General features: G+C 66.8%; 22 protein-coding genes and 1 pseudogene. 20 read left to right on the top strand and 3 right to left on the bottom strand.

What is annotated here, in order from left to right:
• Positions 1-73: 73 nt before the first annotated feature.
• Positions 74-787, bottom strand: a complete 714-nt coding sequence (locus tag PV734_RS14140) for a Crp/Fnr family transcriptional regulator (RefSeq protein ID WP_319090407.1) — start codon at positions 785-787, stop codon at positions 74-76.
• Positions 788-1,199: 412 nt separating this feature from the next.
• On the opposite strand from PV734_RS14140, the gene rpsL reads away from it, so the two are divergent.
• The 7 genes from rpsL to PV734_RS14105 all read left to right on the top strand — a co-directional run bounded on the left by rpsL (position 1,200) and on the right by PV734_RS14105 (position 11,015).
• Entirely contained in the window at positions 1,200-1,571 is a 372-nt protein-coding gene (gene rpsL, locus PV734_RS14135; protein WP_003948652.1) for a 30S ribosomal protein S12, read from the top strand.
• Between the two features lie 2 nt (positions 1,572-1,573).
• Entirely contained in the window at positions 1,574-2,044 is a 471-nt protein-coding gene (rpsG, locus tag PV734_RS14130) for a 30S ribosomal protein S7 (protein WP_105974498.1), read from the top strand.
• Between the two features lie 39 nt (positions 2,045-2,083).
• Complete coding sequence (gene fusA / locus PV734_RS14125) at positions 2,084-4,213, top strand: elongation factor G (RefSeq protein ID WP_319090406.1); 2,130 nt, start codon at positions 2,084-2,086, stop codon at positions 4,211-4,213.
• Between the two features lie 142 nt (positions 4,214-4,355).
• On the top strand, positions 4,356-5,549 hold the full coding sequence (gene tuf, locus PV734_RS14120; RefSeq protein ID WP_053746355.1) for an elongation factor Tu: 1,194 nt from the start codon (positions 4,356-4,358) through the stop codon (positions 5,547-5,549).
• Between the two features lie 189 nt (positions 5,550-5,738).
• Complete coding sequence (locus PV734_RS14115) at positions 5,739-8,843, top strand: glycosyl hydrolase 115 family protein (protein WP_319289676.1); 3,105 nt, start codon at positions 5,739-5,741, stop codon at positions 8,841-8,843.
• 41 nt (positions 8,844-8,884) lie between these two features.
• A complete protein-coding gene (locus PV734_RS14110) occupies positions 8,885-9,949 on the top strand; it encodes an endo-1,4-beta-xylanase (protein ID WP_319090404.1) in 1,065 nt (354 codons plus the stop codon).
• A 235-nt stretch (positions 9,950-10,184) separates the two neighbouring features.
• Positions 10,185-11,015: a hypothetical protein gene (locus PV734_RS14105; protein WP_319090403.1), complete on the top strand. Its 831-nt coding sequence runs from the start codon at positions 10,185-10,187 to the stop codon at positions 11,013-11,015.
• A 54-nt stretch (positions 11,016-11,069) separates the two neighbouring features.
• Here the strand turns inward: PV734_RS14105 and PV734_RS14100 are convergent.
• Positions 11,070-11,540, bottom strand: a pseudogene (locus tag PV734_RS14100) (hypothetical protein); the annotation flags it as partial.
• 289 nt (positions 11,541-11,829) lie between these two features.
• Between PV734_RS14100 and PV734_RS14095 the strand changes: the two are divergent.
• The gene (locus PV734_RS14095) at positions 11,830-12,678 is read left to right on the top strand and encodes a hypothetical protein (protein ID WP_319289674.1); all 849 of its coding nucleotides are present in this window, start codon (positions 11,830-11,832) and stop codon (positions 12,676-12,678) included.
• A gap of 4 nt (positions 12,679-12,682) precedes the next feature.
• On the opposite strand, the gene PV734_RS14090 is transcribed toward PV734_RS14095, so the two are convergent.
• A complete protein-coding gene (locus PV734_RS14090) occupies positions 12,683-13,375 on the bottom strand; it encodes a hypothetical protein (RefSeq protein WP_319289672.1) in 693 nt (230 codons plus the stop codon).
• Between the two features lie 506 nt (positions 13,376-13,881).
• Here PV734_RS14090 and rpsJ point away from each other — a divergent pair.
• From rpsJ to rplN, 12 genes are all read left to right on the top strand, one after another.
• A complete protein-coding gene (rpsJ, locus tag PV734_RS14085; protein ID WP_003948644.1) occupies positions 13,882-14,190 on the top strand; it encodes a 30S ribosomal protein S10 in 309 nt (102 codons plus the stop codon).
• A gap of 17 nt (positions 14,191-14,207) precedes the next feature.
• The gene (gene rplC, locus PV734_RS14080) at positions 14,208-14,852 is read left to right on the top strand and encodes a 50S ribosomal protein L3 (protein ID WP_319090400.1); all 645 of its coding nucleotides are present in this window, start codon (positions 14,208-14,210) and stop codon (positions 14,850-14,852) included.
• A 7-nt stretch (positions 14,853-14,859) separates the two neighbouring features.
• Complete coding sequence (gene rplD, locus PV734_RS14075) at positions 14,860-15,516, top strand: 50S ribosomal protein L4 (RefSeq protein WP_319090399.1); 657 nt, start codon at positions 14,860-14,862, stop codon at positions 15,514-15,516.
• Positions 15,516-15,935, top strand: a complete 420-nt coding sequence (rplW, locus tag PV734_RS14070; RefSeq protein WP_189147781.1) for a 50S ribosomal protein L23 — start codon at positions 15,516-15,518, stop codon at positions 15,933-15,935. The genes rplD and rplW overlap by 1 nt, the downstream gene beginning before the upstream one ends.
• Before the next feature lie 38 nt (positions 15,936-15,973).
• Positions 15,974-16,810 carry a 50S ribosomal protein L2 gene (gene rplB, locus PV734_RS14065; RefSeq protein ID WP_006376052.1) on the top strand — a complete coding sequence of 279 codons (837 nt, stop codon included), beginning with the start codon at positions 15,974-15,976 and terminating at the stop codon, positions 16,808-16,810.
• Positions 16,811-16,822: 12 nt separating this feature from the next.
• The gene (gene rpsS / locus PV734_RS14060) at positions 16,823-17,104 is read left to right on the top strand and encodes a 30S ribosomal protein S19 (RefSeq protein WP_013001415.1); all 282 of its coding nucleotides are present in this window, start codon (positions 16,823-16,825) and stop codon (positions 17,102-17,104) included.
• A gap of 42 nt (positions 17,105-17,146) precedes the next feature.
• On the top strand, positions 17,147-17,494 hold the full coding sequence (gene rplV, locus PV734_RS14055; protein ID WP_006376023.1) for a 50S ribosomal protein L22: 348 nt from the start codon (positions 17,147-17,149) through the stop codon (positions 17,492-17,494).
• A complete protein-coding gene (gene rpsC, locus PV734_RS14050) occupies positions 17,494-18,342 on the top strand; it encodes a 30S ribosomal protein S3 (protein ID WP_319090398.1) in 849 nt (282 codons plus the stop codon). Before rplV ends, rpsC begins: the two co-directional genes overlap by 1 nt.
• Positions 18,343-18,347: 5 nt before the next feature.
• Positions 18,348-18,767 (top strand): 50S ribosomal protein L16, encoded by a 420-nt coding sequence (gene rplP, locus PV734_RS14045; RefSeq protein WP_319090397.1) that lies wholly within the window; start codon positions 18,348-18,350, stop codon positions 18,765-18,767.
• Entirely contained in the window at positions 18,767-18,991 is a 225-nt protein-coding gene (gene rpmC, locus PV734_RS14040; RefSeq protein WP_005481220.1) for a 50S ribosomal protein L29, read from the top strand. The genes rplP and rpmC overlap by 1 nt, the downstream gene beginning before the upstream one ends.
• A complete protein-coding gene (gene rpsQ / locus PV734_RS14035) occupies positions 18,991-19,278 on the top strand; it encodes a 30S ribosomal protein S17 (protein ID WP_319090396.1) in 288 nt (95 codons plus the stop codon). The genes rpmC and rpsQ overlap by 1 nt, the downstream gene beginning before the upstream one ends.
• Before the next feature lie 107 nt (positions 19,279-19,385).
• Positions 19,386-19,754: a 50S ribosomal protein L14 gene (rplN, locus tag PV734_RS14030; RefSeq protein ID WP_006376015.1), complete on the top strand. Its 369-nt coding sequence runs from the start codon at positions 19,386-19,388 to the stop codon at positions 19,752-19,754.

The following is a 19,754-nucleotide window of genomic DNA, read 5'->3' as shown; positions in this document are numbered from 1 at the left end:
AAACGCCGGACGGGCTGAATGGTGTGGGCCGGTGTCCTCAAGCGCCGGGCGGGTTGGATGGTGCGGGCCCGCGTCAGCCGTCCGCTGCCGCGATCCGCCGGAGGATGTCCGGCCGGCGTATCAGCAGTGCTCGTCTCCCCGTCTCCACCGCCTCCTTCTCGCGCAGTTCCCTCAGCAGTCGCTGGACCATCTCCCTTGACGCGCCCACCGAGCCCGCCAGTTCCTGTTTGCTCAGGGGGACAGAAAGTTCGATTCCCTCGGGGGTGCGGCGGCCGTGGGTGCGGGCCAGGTCGAGGAGGAGGACCGCGAAGCGTTCCCGCACGTTCATGGACGCGAACTCCAGACGGCGGCGGTCCGCGGCCCGGGTGCGGTCGGCGGTGAGACCCAGCAGGGCGAAGGAAACCGCTGGTGAACGGCCCAGGAAGTCCTTGAAGCGTTCGTGCTCGACCGCCACCGCCCGCACCGCCTCCAGCGCGGTCACCGTGGCCGACCGGGGGCGCCCGGTGAGCGCCGACGACTCGCCGACGATGTCGCCGGGGCCGCGCAGCGCGAGAAGTGCCTCGTAGCCGTTGGCGGCCGACGCGGTGACCTTCGTCCAGCCCTGGATCAGGAAGAGGACGTGGGCGGAGGGCTCGCTCTGGTGGATCAGGGCCACCCTGGTGGCGAAGTTCAGCTCGCGGCCCAGGGACAGGAGGGCCGTGCGGTCCTCATGTTCGAGGCGGGCGAGAAAGGGCACCCGGTCGTCCAGGCCCCCGTCGTCCAGCGAGTACGCGGCCGTCCTGATCACGCTCTGCCCCCGAATCGTCGCAGCGGACGGATCAAGGTACTGAACGGGCAGGCCCGCGGGGCTGTAAAGGGCGCGAATCAGCCACCTTGGCTCGCACCTGACCAAAAGCCGGCGCAAGCGGGCGCAAGTTGTCAAAGGAGGGCTCGCGGGCCGCCCGAAGCCCGGCGTGTCGTACCGGCCTCCATTTGTTTTGACCGAAGTCGTTGAGGTAGGTACGCTCAGACCTTGTGCCTGGGGTGTGCCCTGGCCCTCGTGTGTGCCTTCGAACCGCACGCGGAGCCGTAAGCGACCACCGCAATCTGCGCCCTTCCCGCCTCGCGGCGGGGATCTGCAGTATTCGACACACCCGACCGCGTGGGTCGGTGACGTTCCAGGTTAGCTCCACCATCGGCACACAGAAACCGGAGAAGTAGTGCCTACGATCCAGCAGCTGGTCCGGAAGGGCCGGCAGGACAAGGTCGAGAAGAACAAGACGCCCGCGCTCGAGGGTTCGCCCCAGCGCCGCGGTGTCTGCACTCGTGTGTTCACGACCACCCCGAAGAAGCCGAACTCGGCCCTGCGTAAGGTCGCGCGTGTGCGTCTGACCAGCGGGATCGAGGTCACTGCTTACATTCCCGGTGAGGGACACAACCTGCAGGAGCACTCGATCGTGCTCGTGCGTGGTGGCCGTGTGAAGGACCTGCCCGGTGTTCGCTACAAGATCATCCGCGGCTCGCTCGACACCCAGGGTGTCAAGAACCGCAAGCAGGCCCGCAGCCGCTACGGCGCCAAGAAGGAGAAGTAAGAATGCCTCGTAAGGGCCCCGCCCCGAAGCGCCCGGTCATCATCGACCCGGTCTACAGCTCTCCTCTTGTCACGTCGCTGATCAACAAGATCCTGCTCAACGGCAAGCGTTCCACCGCCGAGCGCATCGTGTACGGCGCCATGGAGGGCCTGCGCGAGAAGACCAGCAACGACCCGGTCATCACGCTGAAGCGCGCGCTGGAGAACATCAAGCCGACCCTCGAGGTCAAGTCCCGCCGTGTCGGTGGTGCGACGTACCAGGTTCCGATCGAGGTCAAGCCCGGTCGCGCCAACACGCTCGCGCTGCGCTGGCTGGTCGGTTACTCCCGCGCCCGTCGCGAGAAGACCATGACCGAGCGTCTCCTCAACGAGCTTCTCGACGCCTCGAACGGCCTCGGTGCGGCCGTGAAGAAGCGCGAGGACACCCACAAGATGGCCGAGTCCAACAAGGCCTTCGCGCACTACCGCTGGTAGTCGCAACCCACATCGAGACCGAGAGAAGACCGAAGCCTTATGGCTACCACTTCACTTGACCTGGCCAGGGTCCGCAACATCGGGATCATGGCCCACATCGACGCGGGCAAGACGACCACCACTGAGCGGATCCTCTTCTACACCGGCGTCAGCTACAAGATCGGTGAGGTCCACGACGGCGCCGCGACCATGGACTGGATGGAGCAGGAGCAGGAGCGTGGCATCACGATCACCTCTGCTGCGACCACCTGTCACTGGCCGCTGGACGACGTCGACCACACCATCAACATCATCGACACCCCCGGGCACGTCGACTTCACCGTTGAGGTAGAGCGCTCGCTGCGCGTCCTCGACGGTGCCGTCACGGTGTTCGACGGTGTCGCGGGTGTCGAGCCGCAGTCCGAGACGGTGTGGCGTCAGGCCGACCGTTACGGCGTGCCGCGTATCTGCTTCGTCAACAAGCTCGACCGGACCGGCGCGGAGTTCCACCGCTGCGTCGACATGATCAAGGACCGGCTCGGTGCCGTTCCGATCATCATGCAGCTGCCGATCGGTTCCGAGATGGACTTCAAGGGCGTTGTGGACCTGGTCCGCATGAAGGCGCTCGTGTGGTCCGCCGAGGCGGCGAAGGGCGAGATGTACGACGTCGTCGACATCCCGGCCACGCACACCGAGGCTGCCGAGCTGTACCGCGGCCAGCTGGTCGAGACGGTCGCGGAGCACGACGACGAGATCATGGAGCTGTTCCTGGAGGGCCAGGAGCCCACCGAGGAGCAGCTGTACGCCGCGGTCCGTCGTGTCACCATCGCGTCCGGCAAGTCCGGCGGCGTCACGGTCACCCCGGTGTTCTGTGGCACCGCGTTCAAGAACAAGGGCGTCCAGCCCCTGCTCGACGCGGTCGTGCGCTACCTGCCGACCCCCCTCGACGTCGAGGCCATCGAAGGCCACGACGTCAAGGACCCCGAGGTCGTCGTCAAGCGCAAGCCGTCCGTGGACGAGCCGCTGTCCGCGCTCGCCTTCAAGATCATGAGCGACCCGCACCTGGGCAAGCTCACCTTCGTCCGGGTTTACTCGGGCCGCCTGGAGACCGGCACCGCGGTGCTGAACTCCGTCAAGGGCAAGAAGGAGCGCATCGGCAAGATCTACCGCATGCACGCGAACAAGCGTGAGGAGATCGAGGCGGTGGGCGCCGGCGACATCGTCGCCGTGATGGGTCTGAAGCAGACCACGACCGGCGAGACGCTCTGCGATGACAAGAACCCGGTGATCCTGGAGTCCATGGACTTCCCGGCGCCGGTCATCCAGGTCGCGATCGAGCCCAAGTCCAAGGGTGACCAGGAGAAGCTGGGTGTAGCCATCCAGCGTCTCGCGGAGGAGGACCCCTCCTTCCACGTTCACTCGGACGAGGAGACCGGTCAGACGATCCTCGGCGGTATGGGCGAGCTGCACCTTGAGGTGCTGGTCGACCGTATGAAGCGCGAGTTCCGCGTCGAGGCCAACGTCGGCAAGCCGCAGGTCGCGTACCGTGAGACGATCCGCAAGGCCGTCGAGCGTCATGACTACACCCACAAGAAGCAGACCGGTGGTACCGGTCAGTTCGCCAAGGTGCAGATCGCGATCGAGCCCATCACCGAGACCGACGGTCCGGCGTACGAGTTCGTGAACAAGGTGACCGGTGGACGTATCCCGCGGGAGTACATCCCGTCGGTGGACGCCGGTGCGCAGGAGGCCATGCAGTTCGGCATCCTGGCCGGCTACGAGATGACGGGCGTCCGCGTCATTCTTCTCGACGGTGGCTACCACGAGGTCGACTCCTCCGAACTCGCGTTCAAGATCGCCGGTTCGCAGGCGTTCAAGGAGGCCGCACGCAAGGCATCTCCCGTGCTCCTGGAGCCGATGATGGCCGTCGAGGTCACCACGCCCGAGGAGTCGATGGGCGATGTCATCGGCGACCTCAACTCCCGCCGTGGCCAGATCCAGGCCATGGAGGAGCGCAGCGGCGCCCGCGTCGTGAAGGGCCTCGTGCCCCTCTCGGAGATGTTCGGCTACGTCGGCGACCTCCGCAGCAAGACCTCGGGTCGCGCAAGCTACTCGATGCAGTTCGACTCCTACGCCGAGGTTCCCAGGAACGTCGCCGAGGAGATCATCGCGAAGGCCAAGGGCGAGTAACACACCCCGTTTACACGCTTTAGGCTTGACCCGACCGCCGGGGGAGACCCGGGAGGGAAAACCCCGGCGGGCGGCATCCCAGCAAAGATCACCTGGCGCCGATGAGTAAGGCGTACCAGAACCACTCCGCAGGAGGACCCCAGTGGCGAAGGCAAAGTTCGAGCGGACTAAGCCGCACGTCAACATCGGCACCATCGGTCACATCGACCACGGTAAGACGACCCTCACGGCCGCCATTACCAAGGTGCTGCACGACAAGTACCCCGACCTGAACGAGGCCTCGGCCTTCGACCAGATCGACAAGGCTCCTGAAGAGCGTCAGCGCGGTATCACGATCTCGATCGCCCACGTGGAGTACCAGACGGAGGGTCGTCACTACGCCCACGTCGACTGCCCCGGTCACGCGGACTACATCAAGAACATGATCACCGGTGCCGCCCAGATGGACGGCGCGATCCTGGTCGTCGCCGCCACCGACGGCCCGATGCCGCAGACCAAGGAGCACGTGCTCCTGGCCCGCCAGGTCGGCGTGCCGTACATCGTCGTCGCCCTGAACAAGGCCGACATGGTGGACGACGAGGAGATCCTGGAGCTCGTCGAGCTCGAGGTTCGTGAGCTCCTCTCCGAGTACGAGTTCCCGGGCGACGACCTGCCGGTCGTCAAGGTCTCGGCGCTCAAGGCGCTCGAGGGCGACGCCGAGTGGGGCAAGTCGGTTCTCGACCTCATGGCTGCCGTCGACGAGGCGATCCCGACCCCCGAGCGTGACGTCGACAAGCCGTTCCTCATGCCCGTCGAGGACGTCTTCACGATCACCGGTCGCGGTACGGTCGTCACCGGCCGTATCGAGCGTGGTGTCCTGAAGGTCAACGAGACCGTTGACATCATCGGCATCAAGCAGGAGAAGACCACCACCACGGTCACCGGCATCGAGATGTTCCGCAAGCTGCTCGACGAGGGCCAGGCGGGCGAGAACGTCGGTCTGCTCCTCCGTGGCATCAAGCGCGAGGACGTCGAGCGCGGCCAGGTCATCATCAAGCCCGGCTCGGTCACCCCGCACACCTCGTTCGAGGCGCAGGCGTACATCCTGTCCAAGGACGAGGGCGGCCGTCACACGCCGTTCTTCAACAACTACCGCCCCCAGTTCTACTTCCGCACCACGGACGTGACCGGCGTCGTGACCCTCCCCGAGGGCACCGAGATGGTCATGCCGGGCGACAACACCGAGATGAGCGTCGAGCTCATCCAGCCCATCGCTATGGAAGAGGGCCTGAAGTTCGCCATCCGTGAGGGTGGCCGGACCGTGGGCGCCGGCCAGGTCATCAAGATCAACAAGTAGTTCTTGTTGGCTTGACAGCCTGACCCGGTACTTCGGGCAGTTCGTCAGGGAGGCCCGTACGACTTCGGTCGTACGGGCCTCTTTGCTGTTACGAAACTATTCGGCGCGTACGACCCGTTCCCCCCGCTGGTCACTCCCTCCACTATTTGTCATGCCACTGACCAAATTCGGCGGAGGGTGGGGTACGTCATGTCTGGGTCGGTCAGCCGCAGAGCTGTGCTCGGTGTCGGTGCCGGTCTCGCGGCGGTGCCGGTGCTGTCGGGGGTCGCGCGGGCCGGGGAGGACGCGGTGCGTCGCACGGACTCCGGCGCGTACATCTCGTTCACCGGCGGCTCGTTCGCGGTCGTCGGCGCCCCGGTCGTGGTCAGCGCCGAGGACCACCCCGGAGTCGTACGCGTCGCCGGTGACCTGCGGGACGACATCGAACGCGTCACGGGTGTACGTCCGGCCGCGACCGTCGCCCGCGAGGTGATCCTCGTCGGCACGATCGGCCGCAGCCCGCTGATCGACGGTCTGATCCGCGCCGGCAAGCTGGACGTCACGGGCATCGCGGGCCGTTGGGAGACCTCGCTGCAGACGGTCGTGGAGCGTCCGATGCTGGGCGTCGACCGGGCGTTCGTCATCGCGGGCAGCGACCCGCGCGGCACGATCTTCGGGGCGTACGACGTCTCGTACGGCATCGGCGTCTCGCCCTGGTACTGGTGGGACGACGTGCCGCCGGTCCACCGGGACGCGGTGTACGTGCTGCCGGGCAGGCACACCCAGGGCACCCCGGCCGTGAAGTACCGGGGCGTCTTCGTCAACGACGAGAACCCGGCGCTGGGGACGTGGGCGCCGAGGTTCTTCGGTCCGGGGAAGGCGCCGGGGCATCCAGGGGGCTTCAACTCCGCCTTCTTCTCTCGCGTCTTCGAGGTGCTGCTGCGCCTGAAGGCGAACTATCTCTGGCCGGCCGTCTGGGGCCGGGCGTTCGCCGAGGACGACCCGGACAACCACGCCCGGGCGAAGGCGTACGGCATCGTCATGGGCACGTCCCACGAGGCGCCCATGATGCGGGGCATCGAGGAGTGGAACCGACACGCGGTCCCCGCCGTACGCGACAGCGCGGGGAACATCGTGACCCCGGGCCACGACCCCTACGGGGGCACGGGCGAGTGGTCGTACCGTCGTAACGCGGCGGCTGTCCGGGCGTACTGGCGCGACGGCATCCGGCGGATGGTCGACGAGGACTTCGAGGGCGTCGTCACCCTGGGCATGCGCGGCAACGGCGACACGAGCCTGCCGGACGGCGACGGCATCGAGCTGATGCGGGAGATCATCGAGACACAACGCGGGATCATCGCGGAGGTGACCGGGAAGCCCGTGGACGAAACCCCGCAGGTGTGGACCCTGTACAAGGAGGTCCAGCGCTACTGGGACCGGGGGCTACGGGTCCCCGGCGACGTCACCGTCGTCCTGACCGACGACAACTGGGGCAACATCCGCAAGCACCCGGACCCGGCCGAGCCGGCGAGGAGCGGCGGCTACGGCCTGTACTACCACTTCGACTACGTGGGCGTCGGCCGCAACTACAAGTGGGTGGACACCACCAATCTCCAGAACCTCTGGGACCAGCTCCACCAGGCCCACGTGTACGGCAACCACGGCCTGTGGGTGGCGAACGTCGGCGACCTGAAGGGCAACGAGCTTCCGGCGGAGTTCTTCCTCGACTACGCCTGGAATCCGACTCGTTGGGACTCGTCCAACCTGGAGGAGTGGGAACGCCGCTACGCTCGCCAGAACTTCGGCGCCGAGCACGCCACGGCCATCGCCTCGGTCCTCGCCGAGTACGGGCGGCTGCAGGCCCGCCGCAAGCCCGAGTTGCTCAACCGCCGCATCACACTCGACCCCGCGAAGGACCCGACGAGGGACGAGTCGGCGATCGTGTACGACGACCAGGAGACCCCCTTCGCCTTCGGCCACCGGGAGTTGGCGCGCGTCACGGAGGACTGGCGGCGACTGGAGAGGGAGGCGGAGCGGGTACGCAGGCGGCTGCCCGCCCGGGTGCGGGACGCCTGGTACGAACTCGTGGGGTACGCGGTGGAGGCGACCGCCAACCTGTACGGGCTGCGCGAGGCCGAGTTCGAGAACCTCCTGTACGCGTCCCAGGGCCGCGCGGCGACCAACGACCGCGCGACGGAGGCGGAAGCCGGTCTGGAACGGGACTTCGCACTCGCCGACCGCTTCAACCACGGTGTGGCGGACGGCAAGTGGGAGGGCTTCCAGACCCAGCCGCACATCGACTACGGGGACATCGAACGGTACGGGCCCAACGCGCCCTGGCAGCAGCCGGAGAAGGACAACGTGGCGTTGCCGGACGTGCTGTTCCCGGCCGTACGGCGGCTGGAGCTGCCGGTGGCCGGGGAGCTGGGGGTGACGGTCGACGGAGCCGGGGACTCGGGGGAGTGGTGGCCGAAGGGATCCTCTGGTTCGGCCGTACTACCGGTGTTCAGCCCGTACCAGACGCGGCCGGACCAGTACGTCGAGGTGTTCAACCGGGGGAGTACGCCCTTCGAGTACCGGGTGGAGTCGTCGGAGCCGTGGCTGGTGGTGGACCGGCCGAGGGGGCGGGTCGGGCAGCAGGTGCGCCTGACGGTGACGGTGGACTGGGCCCGGGTGCCGGACGGCCGTACGGACGCCTCGTTGACGGTGTCGGGCGCGGGGGCGTCGGTGACCGTCGCGTGCGTTGCCGAGAAACCTTCACGGAGGGTGCGGCGGGGACTGCGGGGGTTCGTCGAGGCAAGCGGCTACGTCGCGATCGACGCGGACAACTACGCGCGGGCGGTGGGCGGTTGGCGGCGGCTGGACCGGATCGGCCGCACCGGCTCGGGGATGACCTCGTGGCCGGTGACGGCTCCGCGCCGCACACCGGGTGGGGCCTCGGCGCGGCTGGAGTACGAGGTCAGCCTGCTGTCGGCGGGTGAGGTCACGGTGTGGGCGTATCTGTCGCCGCGCAACCCGACGCTCCCCACGGGCGGCCTGCGTTACGCGGTCTCCTTCGACGAGGACGAGCCGCGGCAGGTCGACATCCACGCGGTCACGGGTGCGGACGACGGCCGGATGAACAAGCAGTGGGCCCGGCACACCTCCGACAACGTGAACCTGACGGCGACCAGGCACACGGTGGTTGCGGCGGGCGTCCACCGGCTGAAGTTCTGGGTGGTCGACCCCACGGTGGTGGTGCAGCGGCTGGTGATCGACACGGGCGGGCTGACACCGACGTACCTGGGACCACTGGAGAGCCGACGCGTCCGCTGAGCACGAGCAGGCAACCAATACACCGAGCGAGGGGACCGTACATGAACGTCTTCCGCATGCCCGTTTCTGCGGCTGTGCTGGGCGCGACGCTGCTGATCACCGGCGCGGGTGCGCAGCCGGCGGCGGCCCGCCCCGGCCCCGTCCCACTGAGGACGCTGGCGGCCGGCACCGGCGTACGCGTCGGCACGGCCGTGGACATGGCGGCGCTGGCCGACGACACCACGTACCGCACGACGACCGCACGGGAGTTCAACTCGATGACCGCCGAGAACGCCATGAAGTGGGAGTCGGTGGAGCCGAGTCGGGGGACGTACGACTGGCGGCAGGCTGACGACCTGGTCCGTTTCGCACGGGCGCACGGGCAGGCGGTGCGCGGCCACACGCTGGTGTGGCACAACCAGTTGCCGGGCTGGCTGACGGCGGGGGTCGCGGACGGCTCGATCGGGGCGACCGAGCTGCGGGCCGTACTGCGCGACCACATCACCAAGGAGGTGAAGCGGTACAAGGGCCGGATATACCAGTGGGACGTGGTGAACGAGGTCTTCGAGGACGACGGCTCGCTGCGGAACTCGATCTGGCTGCGGCAGCTGGGGCCCTCGTACATCGAGGACGCCTTCCGCTGGGCCCACGCGGCCGACCCCAAGGCGAAGCTGTTCCTGAACGACTACAACGTCGAGGGCGTCAACGCGAAGTCGACGGCCTACTACGACCTGGCGAAGCGGCTGCGGGCGAAGAAGGTCCCGGTGCAGGGCTTCGGTATCCAGGGGCACCTGGCCATCCAGTACGGCTTCCCGGGCCAGGTCGCCGAGAACCTCGCCCGCTTCGAGAAGCTGGGCATGCAGACGGCGTTCACGGAGGTCGACGTACGCATGATCCTGCCGGTGGACGACACGAAACTGGCGACGCAGGCCGCGTACTTCCGGGGGCTGCTGGACGCGTGCGTCCAGGCGCGGCGGTGCACCTCGTTCACGGTGTGGGGGTTCAGCGACAAGTACTCGTGGGTGCCGGGGGTCTTCGACGGCCAGGGCGCGGCGACGCTGATGGACGAGGAGTTCGGGCGGAAGCCGGCGTTCGCGGCGGTGGGGGAGGGACTGGCGGCGGGGTGACGTCGCAGCGTCCCGGTTCGTAGGTGAGCTGCTTGATCTGGCGGAGGGTGAGGGCCGTCTCGACGGCCTGGACGCCGTCGAGGACGCCGAGACGGTGGTCACCGGCAGATAGGCGACGAACACACCGACACAGGCCATGACGAGCGTGACGGCCCGCCGTTCATCCCGTACGCGTCCGGCAGTTGATCACACCGGTGTAGCCTTTCCGATTCCTTTACACATCGGAGGGGCCCGAATGAACCAAAGACGTACCGCCGCCGTGATCGCGACGGCCGGAGCCCTCGCGCTCTCGGTGCTCAACGCGCCGGCCGCGCAGGCCCAGGACACGGGCATCGTCCTGTCGGACCTCGTCATCAACAACGGCAAGCCGATCGTGGTCGGCACGTCGCGGGTGGTGGAACCTCCCATCAGCTTCAACATCGCCCTGCCGCCGGGGTACGACACAGACCACCCGTTCCGCTACGACGCGGAGCCCTTCATCTACCGGGGAAATCTGACGGAGGCGGTCAAGTCTGGAGAGAACTACATAGGGCCTGGCGGTTACACCTGCTACGAACTCGGCCTCAAGAGGGCCCATTGCGAGGGCAACCTGTACATCGATCCCCATCCGACACAGGAGCAGGCCGACTCCAACAGCGACGCCACCAAGTGGAGGATCGCCGTGCTGCTCCGTCTGTGGAAAGCGGACGAGACCACGATCGCGGCCCAGGAGTACGAGACCAGGTCCGGAACCGTCTCCCTCCGCCGAGCCGCCAAGCTCTCCGTGGCCGACGCGACCCCCGAGCCTGTCGCCAAGGGCAAGAAGCTCACCCTCAAAAGCAGGCTCACCCGGGCGAACTGGACCACCAAGAAGAACGACGGCTACGCCGGCAGCGCGGTGAGCCTTCAGTTCCGTGCCCAGGGTGCGACCACCTTCAAGACGCTCAAGAAGGTCACCACCAACAGCGCGGGCGCACTGAGCACCACGGTCACCGCCACCGCCGACGGTTTCTTCCGGTGGGTGTACTACGGCAACAGCGTCACCGGCACCGCGACCAGCGGCCAGGACTACATCGACGTGCGCTGACCTGCCGCCCAACCAGCCTGGCGAGACGGCGCGCTGGGGTCTGCCGGACCTCGCCTACTGGTCCGCGAAGATCTCCGGGGCGGAGGTGGCGGTGAGGGCGCGGGTGAGCCAGGTGCGCAGGGTCTCGGTGTCGTCGCAGCCCGTGATGCGGTCACGGATCTCGTCGGTCACGTCGAGGCCGCGCTGTTCCAGGACGAGCAGTACGGCGGCGGCCTGACCTTCGGCCTTGCCCTGGGCGATGCCTTCGGCTTGGCCTTGTGCTCGGCCTTGTGCTCGCCCTTCGTCGCGGATTTCCTCCGCGATGTAGGACTTGTAGAAGGAGAGGTCCACGGCCACCAGTTTCCTCCAGTACTGCCTCGCCGGGCGGTCGCCCAGGCCTTGTGCGGTGAATTCGATGATCGGGTCGGCGACGTCCTCGGGCTCGTCCTGCAGAGCTGTGGACAGTGCTTTCAGTATGGCAAAGATGTCCGGATCGGTCGCGTGTGTGATGGCGGACAGGGTGGCCAGTGCCAGGTCCGCGCGGGCCAGGCAACCGGGCGCAAATCCAGCAGAGTTGCTGATGTTCACGCGGGGGAGTGAGTTCGCGCAGAGGCGGCCGTGGGCGCCGCCTGCAGCCGACGGGAGGGCGGGTGGGTTTGGTGGGTCTCTTTGTCTTTCGTGTTTCCTTCGAAGAGCGCCGGGCCCTCCTGCGCACACCTCACCGGGACGCACGTTCCCGGGTTCCGGTGAGGAAGGGGAACTGCCCCACCGCCTGGTCGAGTTCGTCTCGTACGCTTCCGGCAGTTGATCGAGTAACTGTCGGAAGAAGGTGTGTGTGAACACAGGTATACGGGGCCGGAGACGTACCGCCGCCGTGATCGCGACGGCCGGAGCCCTCGCACTCTCGGTGCTCAACGCGCCGGCCGCGCAGGCGAAGGACACGGGCATCGTCGTGTCGAACCTCGTCTTCAACAAGGGCAAGCCGATCGTGGTCGGCACATCGAAGGTGTCGGAAACGCCCCTCACGTTCAACATCGCCCTGCCCGCTGGGTACAGCACGGACAATACGGGCCGCTGGCGCATTGCCCCCTTCCTCTACCGGGGGAGCCTGAAGGACGTGGCCAATGGCACCGGGGAGAACTCCCTGTGGACGATCCCTTACACCTGCTACGAGCAGGACTCCCAGAGGGCCCGTTGCGAGGGCACACTCTTCATTGATCCCCATCCGCAGATGGAGGAGGCCGACTCCAACAGCGATGCCACCAAGTGGAAGATCGGCGTGCATCTCGCTCTGTTCCCGGCCGGCGACGGCCCTGTGCTGGCCGAGGAATTCGAGTCGAGGTCCGGAACCGTCTCCCTCCGCCGAGCCGCCAAGCTCTCCGTGGCCGACGCAACCCCCGAGCCTGTCGACAAGGGCAAGAAGCTCACCCTCAAAAGCAGGCTCACCCGGGCGAACTGGACCACCAAGAAGAACGACGGTTACGCCGGCAGCGCGGTGAGCCTTCAGTTCCGTGCCCAGGGTGCGACCACCTTCAAGACGCTCAAGAAGGTCACCACCAACAGCGCGGGCGCACTGAGCACCACGGTCACCGCCACCACCGACGGTTTCTTCCGGTGGGTGTACTACGGCAACAGCGTCACCGGCACCGCGACCAGCGGCCAGGACTACATCGACGTGCGCTGACCGGTCAGTGGGCGAGCCGTGTTCCCAGCAGCGGCAGCAACCGCTCTCTGAGCAGTCCGCGGGCCGGGTCCGAGTTCATCCACAGGAGTTTGTGGCGGGTGCCGTCCGTCATGGCCACCTCCAGGCCGGAGGTGGTCACCCCGCCGTGCAGGCGAGCCGTGGCCATCCCCGCGAACGGGATCAGCTTGTTCGTGGGGTGGGCCGCCAGGACGGTCGCCGGGTCGTACGTGATGGGCCGGTACGGGTCCAGGGCCGTCAGGCCGGAGCCGAATCCGTTCACCAGCGTCGTCATGAGGTCGCCGCGCACCCGTAGCAGGCCCTCGGGGAGCAGCCACAGCCTGCCGTGGATCCAGTCCAGCCAGCCCGTCGTGCAGGTGCTGGACAGCAGACGGGCCTGGGCATGGCGTACGCGCGCCGCTCGGGCCGTCGCCCCCGTCAGTACCGTGCTCCACTCGTCCAGGGACGAGACCTGGTGACGTTCCTCGATGGTCTCGGCCGCCGAGAGGTACAGGGCGCACGCCAGGCCGGATTCGTACAGCTGTATGACGGTGAGTGGGATCTGCCAGGACGGGGACGCGATCCGTACCTCCACCACGCGTGCGTCCGCCGCCCACAGGGGCTCCGAGACCTGTATGCCCTCCGCCCGCCAGGCGCGTATGTGCGATTCCAGACGGGTTGCGGCTGCGCTCAGGTTCATGTCATGCGTCACATCAGGATCATCGCCGGTGCCGCCGGGTGTGGGGACACGCCCCGGTTTGGTTTGACCTTCGTCACCCTGGGGGTATTCTCTCCCGCTCGATTGGCGGAGTGCCTGCCCCGTATGGCAGACTGCCCTAGTTGCTCGGTCGAGTTGTCGATGCTGCGCGCCTCCCGCCGGGAGGACCGAAAGCGAGTCCCACAGTACTCGTCGCCCAATCTGTCGTAAGGCAGCGCTGGGGCGGACGTACGGGAATCTTTCGGGAAGTGTCAGTGCGGCGCCGGCCAGGCACCCGGTGGGTTCGCGTCAGGAGCATTTGACGCAGTCGCCCCCCGGCCTGCGGTTCCGGAAGGGCCGTGCTTCCCGTCCAGGGATGTCTCATATGGGACATCTGTGTTTGGTGAGAGCGCGACACACCCGACCGCGTGGGTCGGACAAGTGGGCGAGAAGTGAGTACGGAACACCGGGTTCCAGAGCGTACGAAGAGACAGGACTACTGAGTAGCCATGGCGGGACAGAAGATCCGCATCCGGCTCAAGGCCTACGACCACGAGGTCATCGACTCCTCGGCGAAGAAGATCGTCGAGACGGTGACGCGAACTGGTGCGTCGGTCGCGGGCCCGGTGCCGCTGCCCACTGAGAAGAACGTGTACTGCGTCATCAAGTCGCCGCACAAGTACAAGGACTCGCGCGAGCACTTCGAGATGCGCACCCACAAGCGCCTGATCGACATTCTCGACCCGACGCCCAAGACCGTTGACTCTCTGATGCGACTCGACCTCCCGGCCGGTGTCGACATCGAGATCAAGCTCTAGGGGACGGTGATCTGAGAATGGCTAAGCAGATCAAGGGCATCCTGGGCGAGAAGCTCGGCATGACGCAGGTGTGGGACGAGAACAACCGTGTTGTTCCCGTCACCGTCGTCAAGGCCGGTCCGAACGTCGTGACCCAGGTCCGTACGAATGACTCCGACGGCTACGAGTCGGTCCAGATCGCCTTCGGCGAGATCGACCCTCGCAAGGTGAACAAGCCCCTCAAGGGTCACTTCGCCAAGGCTGACGTCACCCCCCGCCGCCACCTCGTCGAGATCCGCACCGCGGACGCCTCCGAGTACACGCTGGGTCAGGAGATCTCTGCCGAGGTCTTCGAGGCCGGCGTGAAGGTGGACGTGACCGGCAAGAGCAAGGGCAAGGGCTTCGCCGGTGTCATGAAGCGTCACAACTTCAAGGGCCTCGGCGCCGGCCACGGTGTCCAGCGCAAGCACCGCTCTCCCGGCTCGATCGGTGGCTGTGCCACCCCCGGCCGTGTGTTCAAGGGCGTCCGCATGGCGGGCCGCATGGGCAACGAGCGGGTCACCACCCAGAACCTGACCGTCCACGCCGTTGACGCGGAGAAGGGTCTGCTGCTCATCAAGGGCGCTATCCCTGGTCCGAACGGCGGCCTCGTCCTGGTCCGCACCGCGGCCAAGGGGGCCTGAGGTACCGATGAGCACTGTTGACATCCTTTCGCCCGCTGGCGAGAAGGCCGGAAGCGTCGAGCTCCCCGCGGAGATCTTCGACGTAGAGAAGATCAGCATCCCGCTGCTTCACCAGGTCGTCGTCGCACAGCTGGCCGCTGCCCGTCAGGGCACGCACAAGACCAAGACCCGCGCCGAGGTCCGTGGTGGCGGTAGGAAGCCCTACCGTCAGAAGGGCACCGGCCGCGCCCGTCAGGGTTCGACCCGTGCGCCGCAGTTCGCGGGCGGTGGCGTCGTGCACGGCCCCACCCCGCGTGACTACTCGCAGCGGACCCCGAAGAAGATGAAGGCCGCGGCCCTGCGCCACGCCCTCACCGACCGGGCCCGCAACGCTCGTATCCACGTGATCACGAGCGTGATCGAGGGCGACACCCCCTCCACCAAGGCCGCGAAGAGCTTCCTCGGCAAGGTCAGCGAGCGCAAGAACGTGCTCCTGGTCATCGAGCGCTCCGACGAGGCCGGGCTGCTTTCCGCCCGCAACCTGCCCCAGGTGCACATCCTGGACCCGGGCCAGCTGAACACGTACGACGTTCTCGTCTCGGACGACGTGGTCTTCACCCAGGCCGCTTTCGAGTCCTTCGTGTCCGGCCCCAAGGCCACTGACACCGAAGGGAGCGAGGTCTGATGGCGATCCGTCACCCCGCCATTGCCTCCAAGGCGGCCAAGGCCGCCAAGGCCGCGCGCGTCGCCAAGGCGAAGCGCCACGAGGCCGAGGGCAAGAACACCGTCGTCACGCCGATCAGCAAGTCGTTCACGGACCACCGTGACGTCCTGCTGAAGCCGGTCGTGTCGGAGAAGAGCTACGCGCTCATCGACGAGAACAAGTACACGTTCATCGTCGCTCCCGGCAGCAACAAGACCCAGATCAAGCAGGCCGTCCAGGCGGTCTTCTCGGTCAAGGTCACCGGGGTCAACACGATCAACCGCATCGGCAAGCGCAAGCGCACCAAGAGCGGTTTCGGTAAGCGCGCTGACACCAAGCGCGCGATCGTGACCCTCGCCGAGGGCGACCGTATCGACATCTTCGGCGGTCCGGCCGCGTAAGCGGGTCGGATCGTCCGATATCGGACGAGGACTGAGAAATGGGAATCCGCAAGTACAAGCCGACTACGCCGGGCCGCCGTGGCTCCAGCGTCGCCGACTTCGTCGAGGTCACGCGGTCCACGCCGGAGAAGTCGCTGGTTCGCCCCCTGCACAGCAAGGGCGGCCGTAACAATTCCGGTCGTGTGACCGTTCGCCACCAGGGTGGCGGACACAAGCGCGCCTACCGCGTCATCGACTTCCGTCGTCATGACAAGGACGGCGTGCCGGCGAAGGTCGCGCACATCGAGTACGACCCCAACCGCACCGCGCGCATCGCGCTGCTGCACTACGCGGACGGCGAGAAGCGCTACATCCTCGCCCCCCGCAACCTGTCGCAGGGTGACCGCGTCGAGAACGGTCCTGGGGCCGACATCAAGCCGGGCAACAACCTGGCGCTCCGCAACATCCCGGTCGGTACCACGATCCACGCGATCGAGATCCGTCCCGGTGGCGGCGCCAAGTTCGCCCGCTCCGCAGGCGCCTCGGTGCAGCTGCTGGCGAAGGAGGGCACGATGGCCCACCTTCGTATGCCCTCCGGTGAGATCCGCCTGGTCGACCAGCGCTGCCGCGCCACGGTCGGCGAGGTCGGCAACGCCGAGCAGAGCAACATCAACTGGGGCAAGGCCGGCCGTAAGCGCTGGCTCGGCGTCCGTCCGACCGTTCGCGGTGTGGCGATGAACCCGGTTGACCACCCGCACGGTGGTGGTGAAGGCAAGACCTCCGGTGGACGTCACCCGGTCTCGCCGTGGGGTCAGAAGGAGGGTCGTACTCGTTCGCCGAAGAAGGCTTCGAACAAGTACATCGTCCGCCGCCGCAAGACGAACAAGAAGCGCTAGGAGCGGGTTTAGATGCCGCGTAGTCTCAAGAAGGGACCCTTCGTCGACGGACACCTCATCAAGAAGGTGGACGTACAGAACGAAGCCGGTACCAAGAACGTCATCAAGACCTGGTCCCGTCGCTCGATGATCATCCCGGCCATGCTGGGCCACACCATCGCGGTGCACAACGGCAAGACCCACATTCCGGTGTTTGTCACCGAGTCGATGGTCGGCCACAAGCTCGGCGAGTTCTCGCCGACGCGCACCTTCCGGGGTCACGTCAAGGACGACCGGAAGTCGAAGCGCCGCTAACGCGGGGTGGAATCGACCATGACAGACACTGGAAGGACAACCATGGAAGCCAGGGCCCAGGCGCGGTACATCCGCGTCACGCCCATGAAGGCCCGCCGCGTGGTGGACCTTATCCGTGGCATGGATGCCACGGAGGCTCAGGCGGTCCTGCGTTTCGCCCCGCAGGCCGCGAGCGTGCCGGTCGGCAAGGTGCTTGACAGCGCCATCGCCAACGCCGCACACAACTACGACCACACCGACGCCGACAGCCTCGTCATCACTGAGGCGTACGTCGACGAGGGTCCGACCCTGAAGCGGTTCCGTCCGCGTGCCCAGGGCCGCGCCTACCGGATCCGCAAGCGGACCAGCCACATCACCGTGGTCGTCAGCAGCAAGGAAGGTTCCCGGTAATGGGCCAGAAGGTAAACCCGCACGGGTTCCGACTCGGCATCACCACCGACTTCAAGTCGCGTTGGTACGCCGACAAGCTGTACAAGGACTACGTCGGTGAAGACGTCGCCATCCGTCGGATGATGACGTCCGGCATGGAGCGCGCCGGCATCTCGAAGGTCGAGATCGAGCGCACCCGTGACCGCGTCCGCGTCGACATCCACACCGCGCGTCCGGGCATCGTCATCGGTCGCCGCGGCGCCGAGGCCGACCGTATTCGCGGCGACCTGGAGAAGCTGACCAAGAAGCAGGTCCAGCTCAACATCCTCGAGGTCAAGAACCCCGAGCTCGACGCTCAGCTGGTCGCTCAGGCCGTTGCCGAGCAGCTGTCCTCCCGCGTCTCCTTCCGTCGGGCCATGCGTAAGAGCATGCAGTCGACGATGAAGGCCGGCGCCAAGGGCATCAAGATCCAGTGCGGTGGCCGTCTCGGCGGCGCCGAGATGTCCCGCTCGGAGTTCTACCGCGAGGGCCGTGTGCCCCTGCACACGCTCCGCGCGAACGTCGACTACGGCTTCTTCGAGGCCAAGACGACCTTCGGCCGTATCGGTGTGAAGGTCTGGATCTACAAGGGCGACGTCAAGAACATCGCCGAGGTCCGCGCCGAGAACGCCGCTGCCCGTGCGGGTAACCGCCCGGCCCGCGGTGGTGCCGGTGGCGGTGCCGACCGTCCGGCCCGTGGTGGTGGCCGTGGTGGCGAGCGTGGCGGCCGTGGCCGCAAGCCGCAGCAGGCTCCCGCTGCCGAGGCCCCCAAGGCCGAGGCTCCGGCGGCTGCCGCTCCGGCTGCTGAAAGCACCGGAACGGAGGCCTGACCGAAATGCTGATCCCCCGTAGGGTCAAGCACCGCAAGCAGCACCACCCGAAGCGTCGCGGCATGTCCAAGGGCGGTACGCAGGTTTCGTTCGGCGAGTACGGCATTCAGGCCGTCACGCCGGCGTACGTGACGAACCGCCAGATCGAGGCCGCCCGTATCGCGATGACCCGCCACATCAAGCGTGGCGGCAAGGTCTGGATCAACATCTACCCGGACCGCCCCCTCACGAAGAAGCCTGCCGAGACCCGCATGGGTTCCGGTAAGGGTTCTCCCGAGTGGTGGATCGCGAACGTGCACCCGGGCCGGGTCATGTTCGAACTGTCATACCCCAACGAGAAGATCGCTCGTGAGGCCCTCACTCGCGCAGCCCACAAGCTGCCGATGAAGTGCCGGATCGTCAAGCGCGAGGCAGGTGAAGCGTGATGTCGGCCGGTACCAAGGCGTCCGAGCTGCGCGAACTGGGTGACGAGGAGCTTCTCAACAAGCTCCGCGAAGCCAAGGAAGAGCTGTTCAACCTCCGCTTCCAGGCGGCGACCGGTCAGCTCGAGAACCACGGTCGGCTCAAGGCCGTCCGTAAGGACATCGCGCGGATCTACACCCTGATGCGTGAGCGCGAGCTGGGCATCGAAACGGTGGAGAGCGCCTGATGAGCGAGAGCAACGTGACTGAAGAGACCAAGACGAGCCGCGGTTTCCGCAAGACCCGTGAGGGTCTGGTCGTCAGCGACAAGATGGACAAGACCGTCGTCGTCGCCGTCGAGGACCGCGTCAAGCACGCGCTGTACGGCAAGGTCATCCGTCGTACGAACAAGCTCAAGGCTCACGACGAGCAGAACGCCGCCGGCGTCGGCGACCGGGTCATCATCATGGAGACCCGTCCGCTGTCCTCGACGAAGCGCTGGCGCATCGTCGAGATCCTCGAGAAGGCCAAGTAAGTCCTCCTGCGGGCATCCTCGCAGGGAAGTTCCGCCAGGCTCGGTGAGCTCCGTAGGACAACACCTGCGGAGCTCGCCGGGAACCGGCAGACAATCAGGAGATAGACGTGATCCAGCAGGAGTCGCGACTGCGTGTCGCCGACAACACTGGTGCGAAGGAAATCCTTTGCATCCGTGTCCTCGGTGGCTCCGGTCGCCGCTACGCGGGCATCGGCGACGTCATCGTCGCCACCGTCAAGGACGCGATCCCCGGCGGCAACGTGAAGAAGGGTGACGTCATCAAGGCGGTCATCGTTCGCACCGTCAAGGAGCGCCGCCGTCCCGACGGCTCGTACATCCGCTTCGACGAGAACGCCGCCGTTGTTCTCAAGAACGACGGCGACCCTCGTGGCACCCGTATCTTCGGCCCGGTGGGCCGGGAGCTGCGCGAGAAGAAGTTCATGAAGATCATCTCGCTCGCGCCGGAGGTGCTGTAA

The organism is Streptomyces sp. AK08-02 (genome assembly GCF_033795085.1).
In the GTDB taxonomy this organism is placed as follows: domain Bacteria; phylum Actinomycetota; class Actinomycetes; order Streptomycetales; family Streptomycetaceae; genus Streptomyces; species Streptomyces echiniscabiei.
This window is presented reverse-complemented; position numbering and strand designations above follow the sequence as displayed.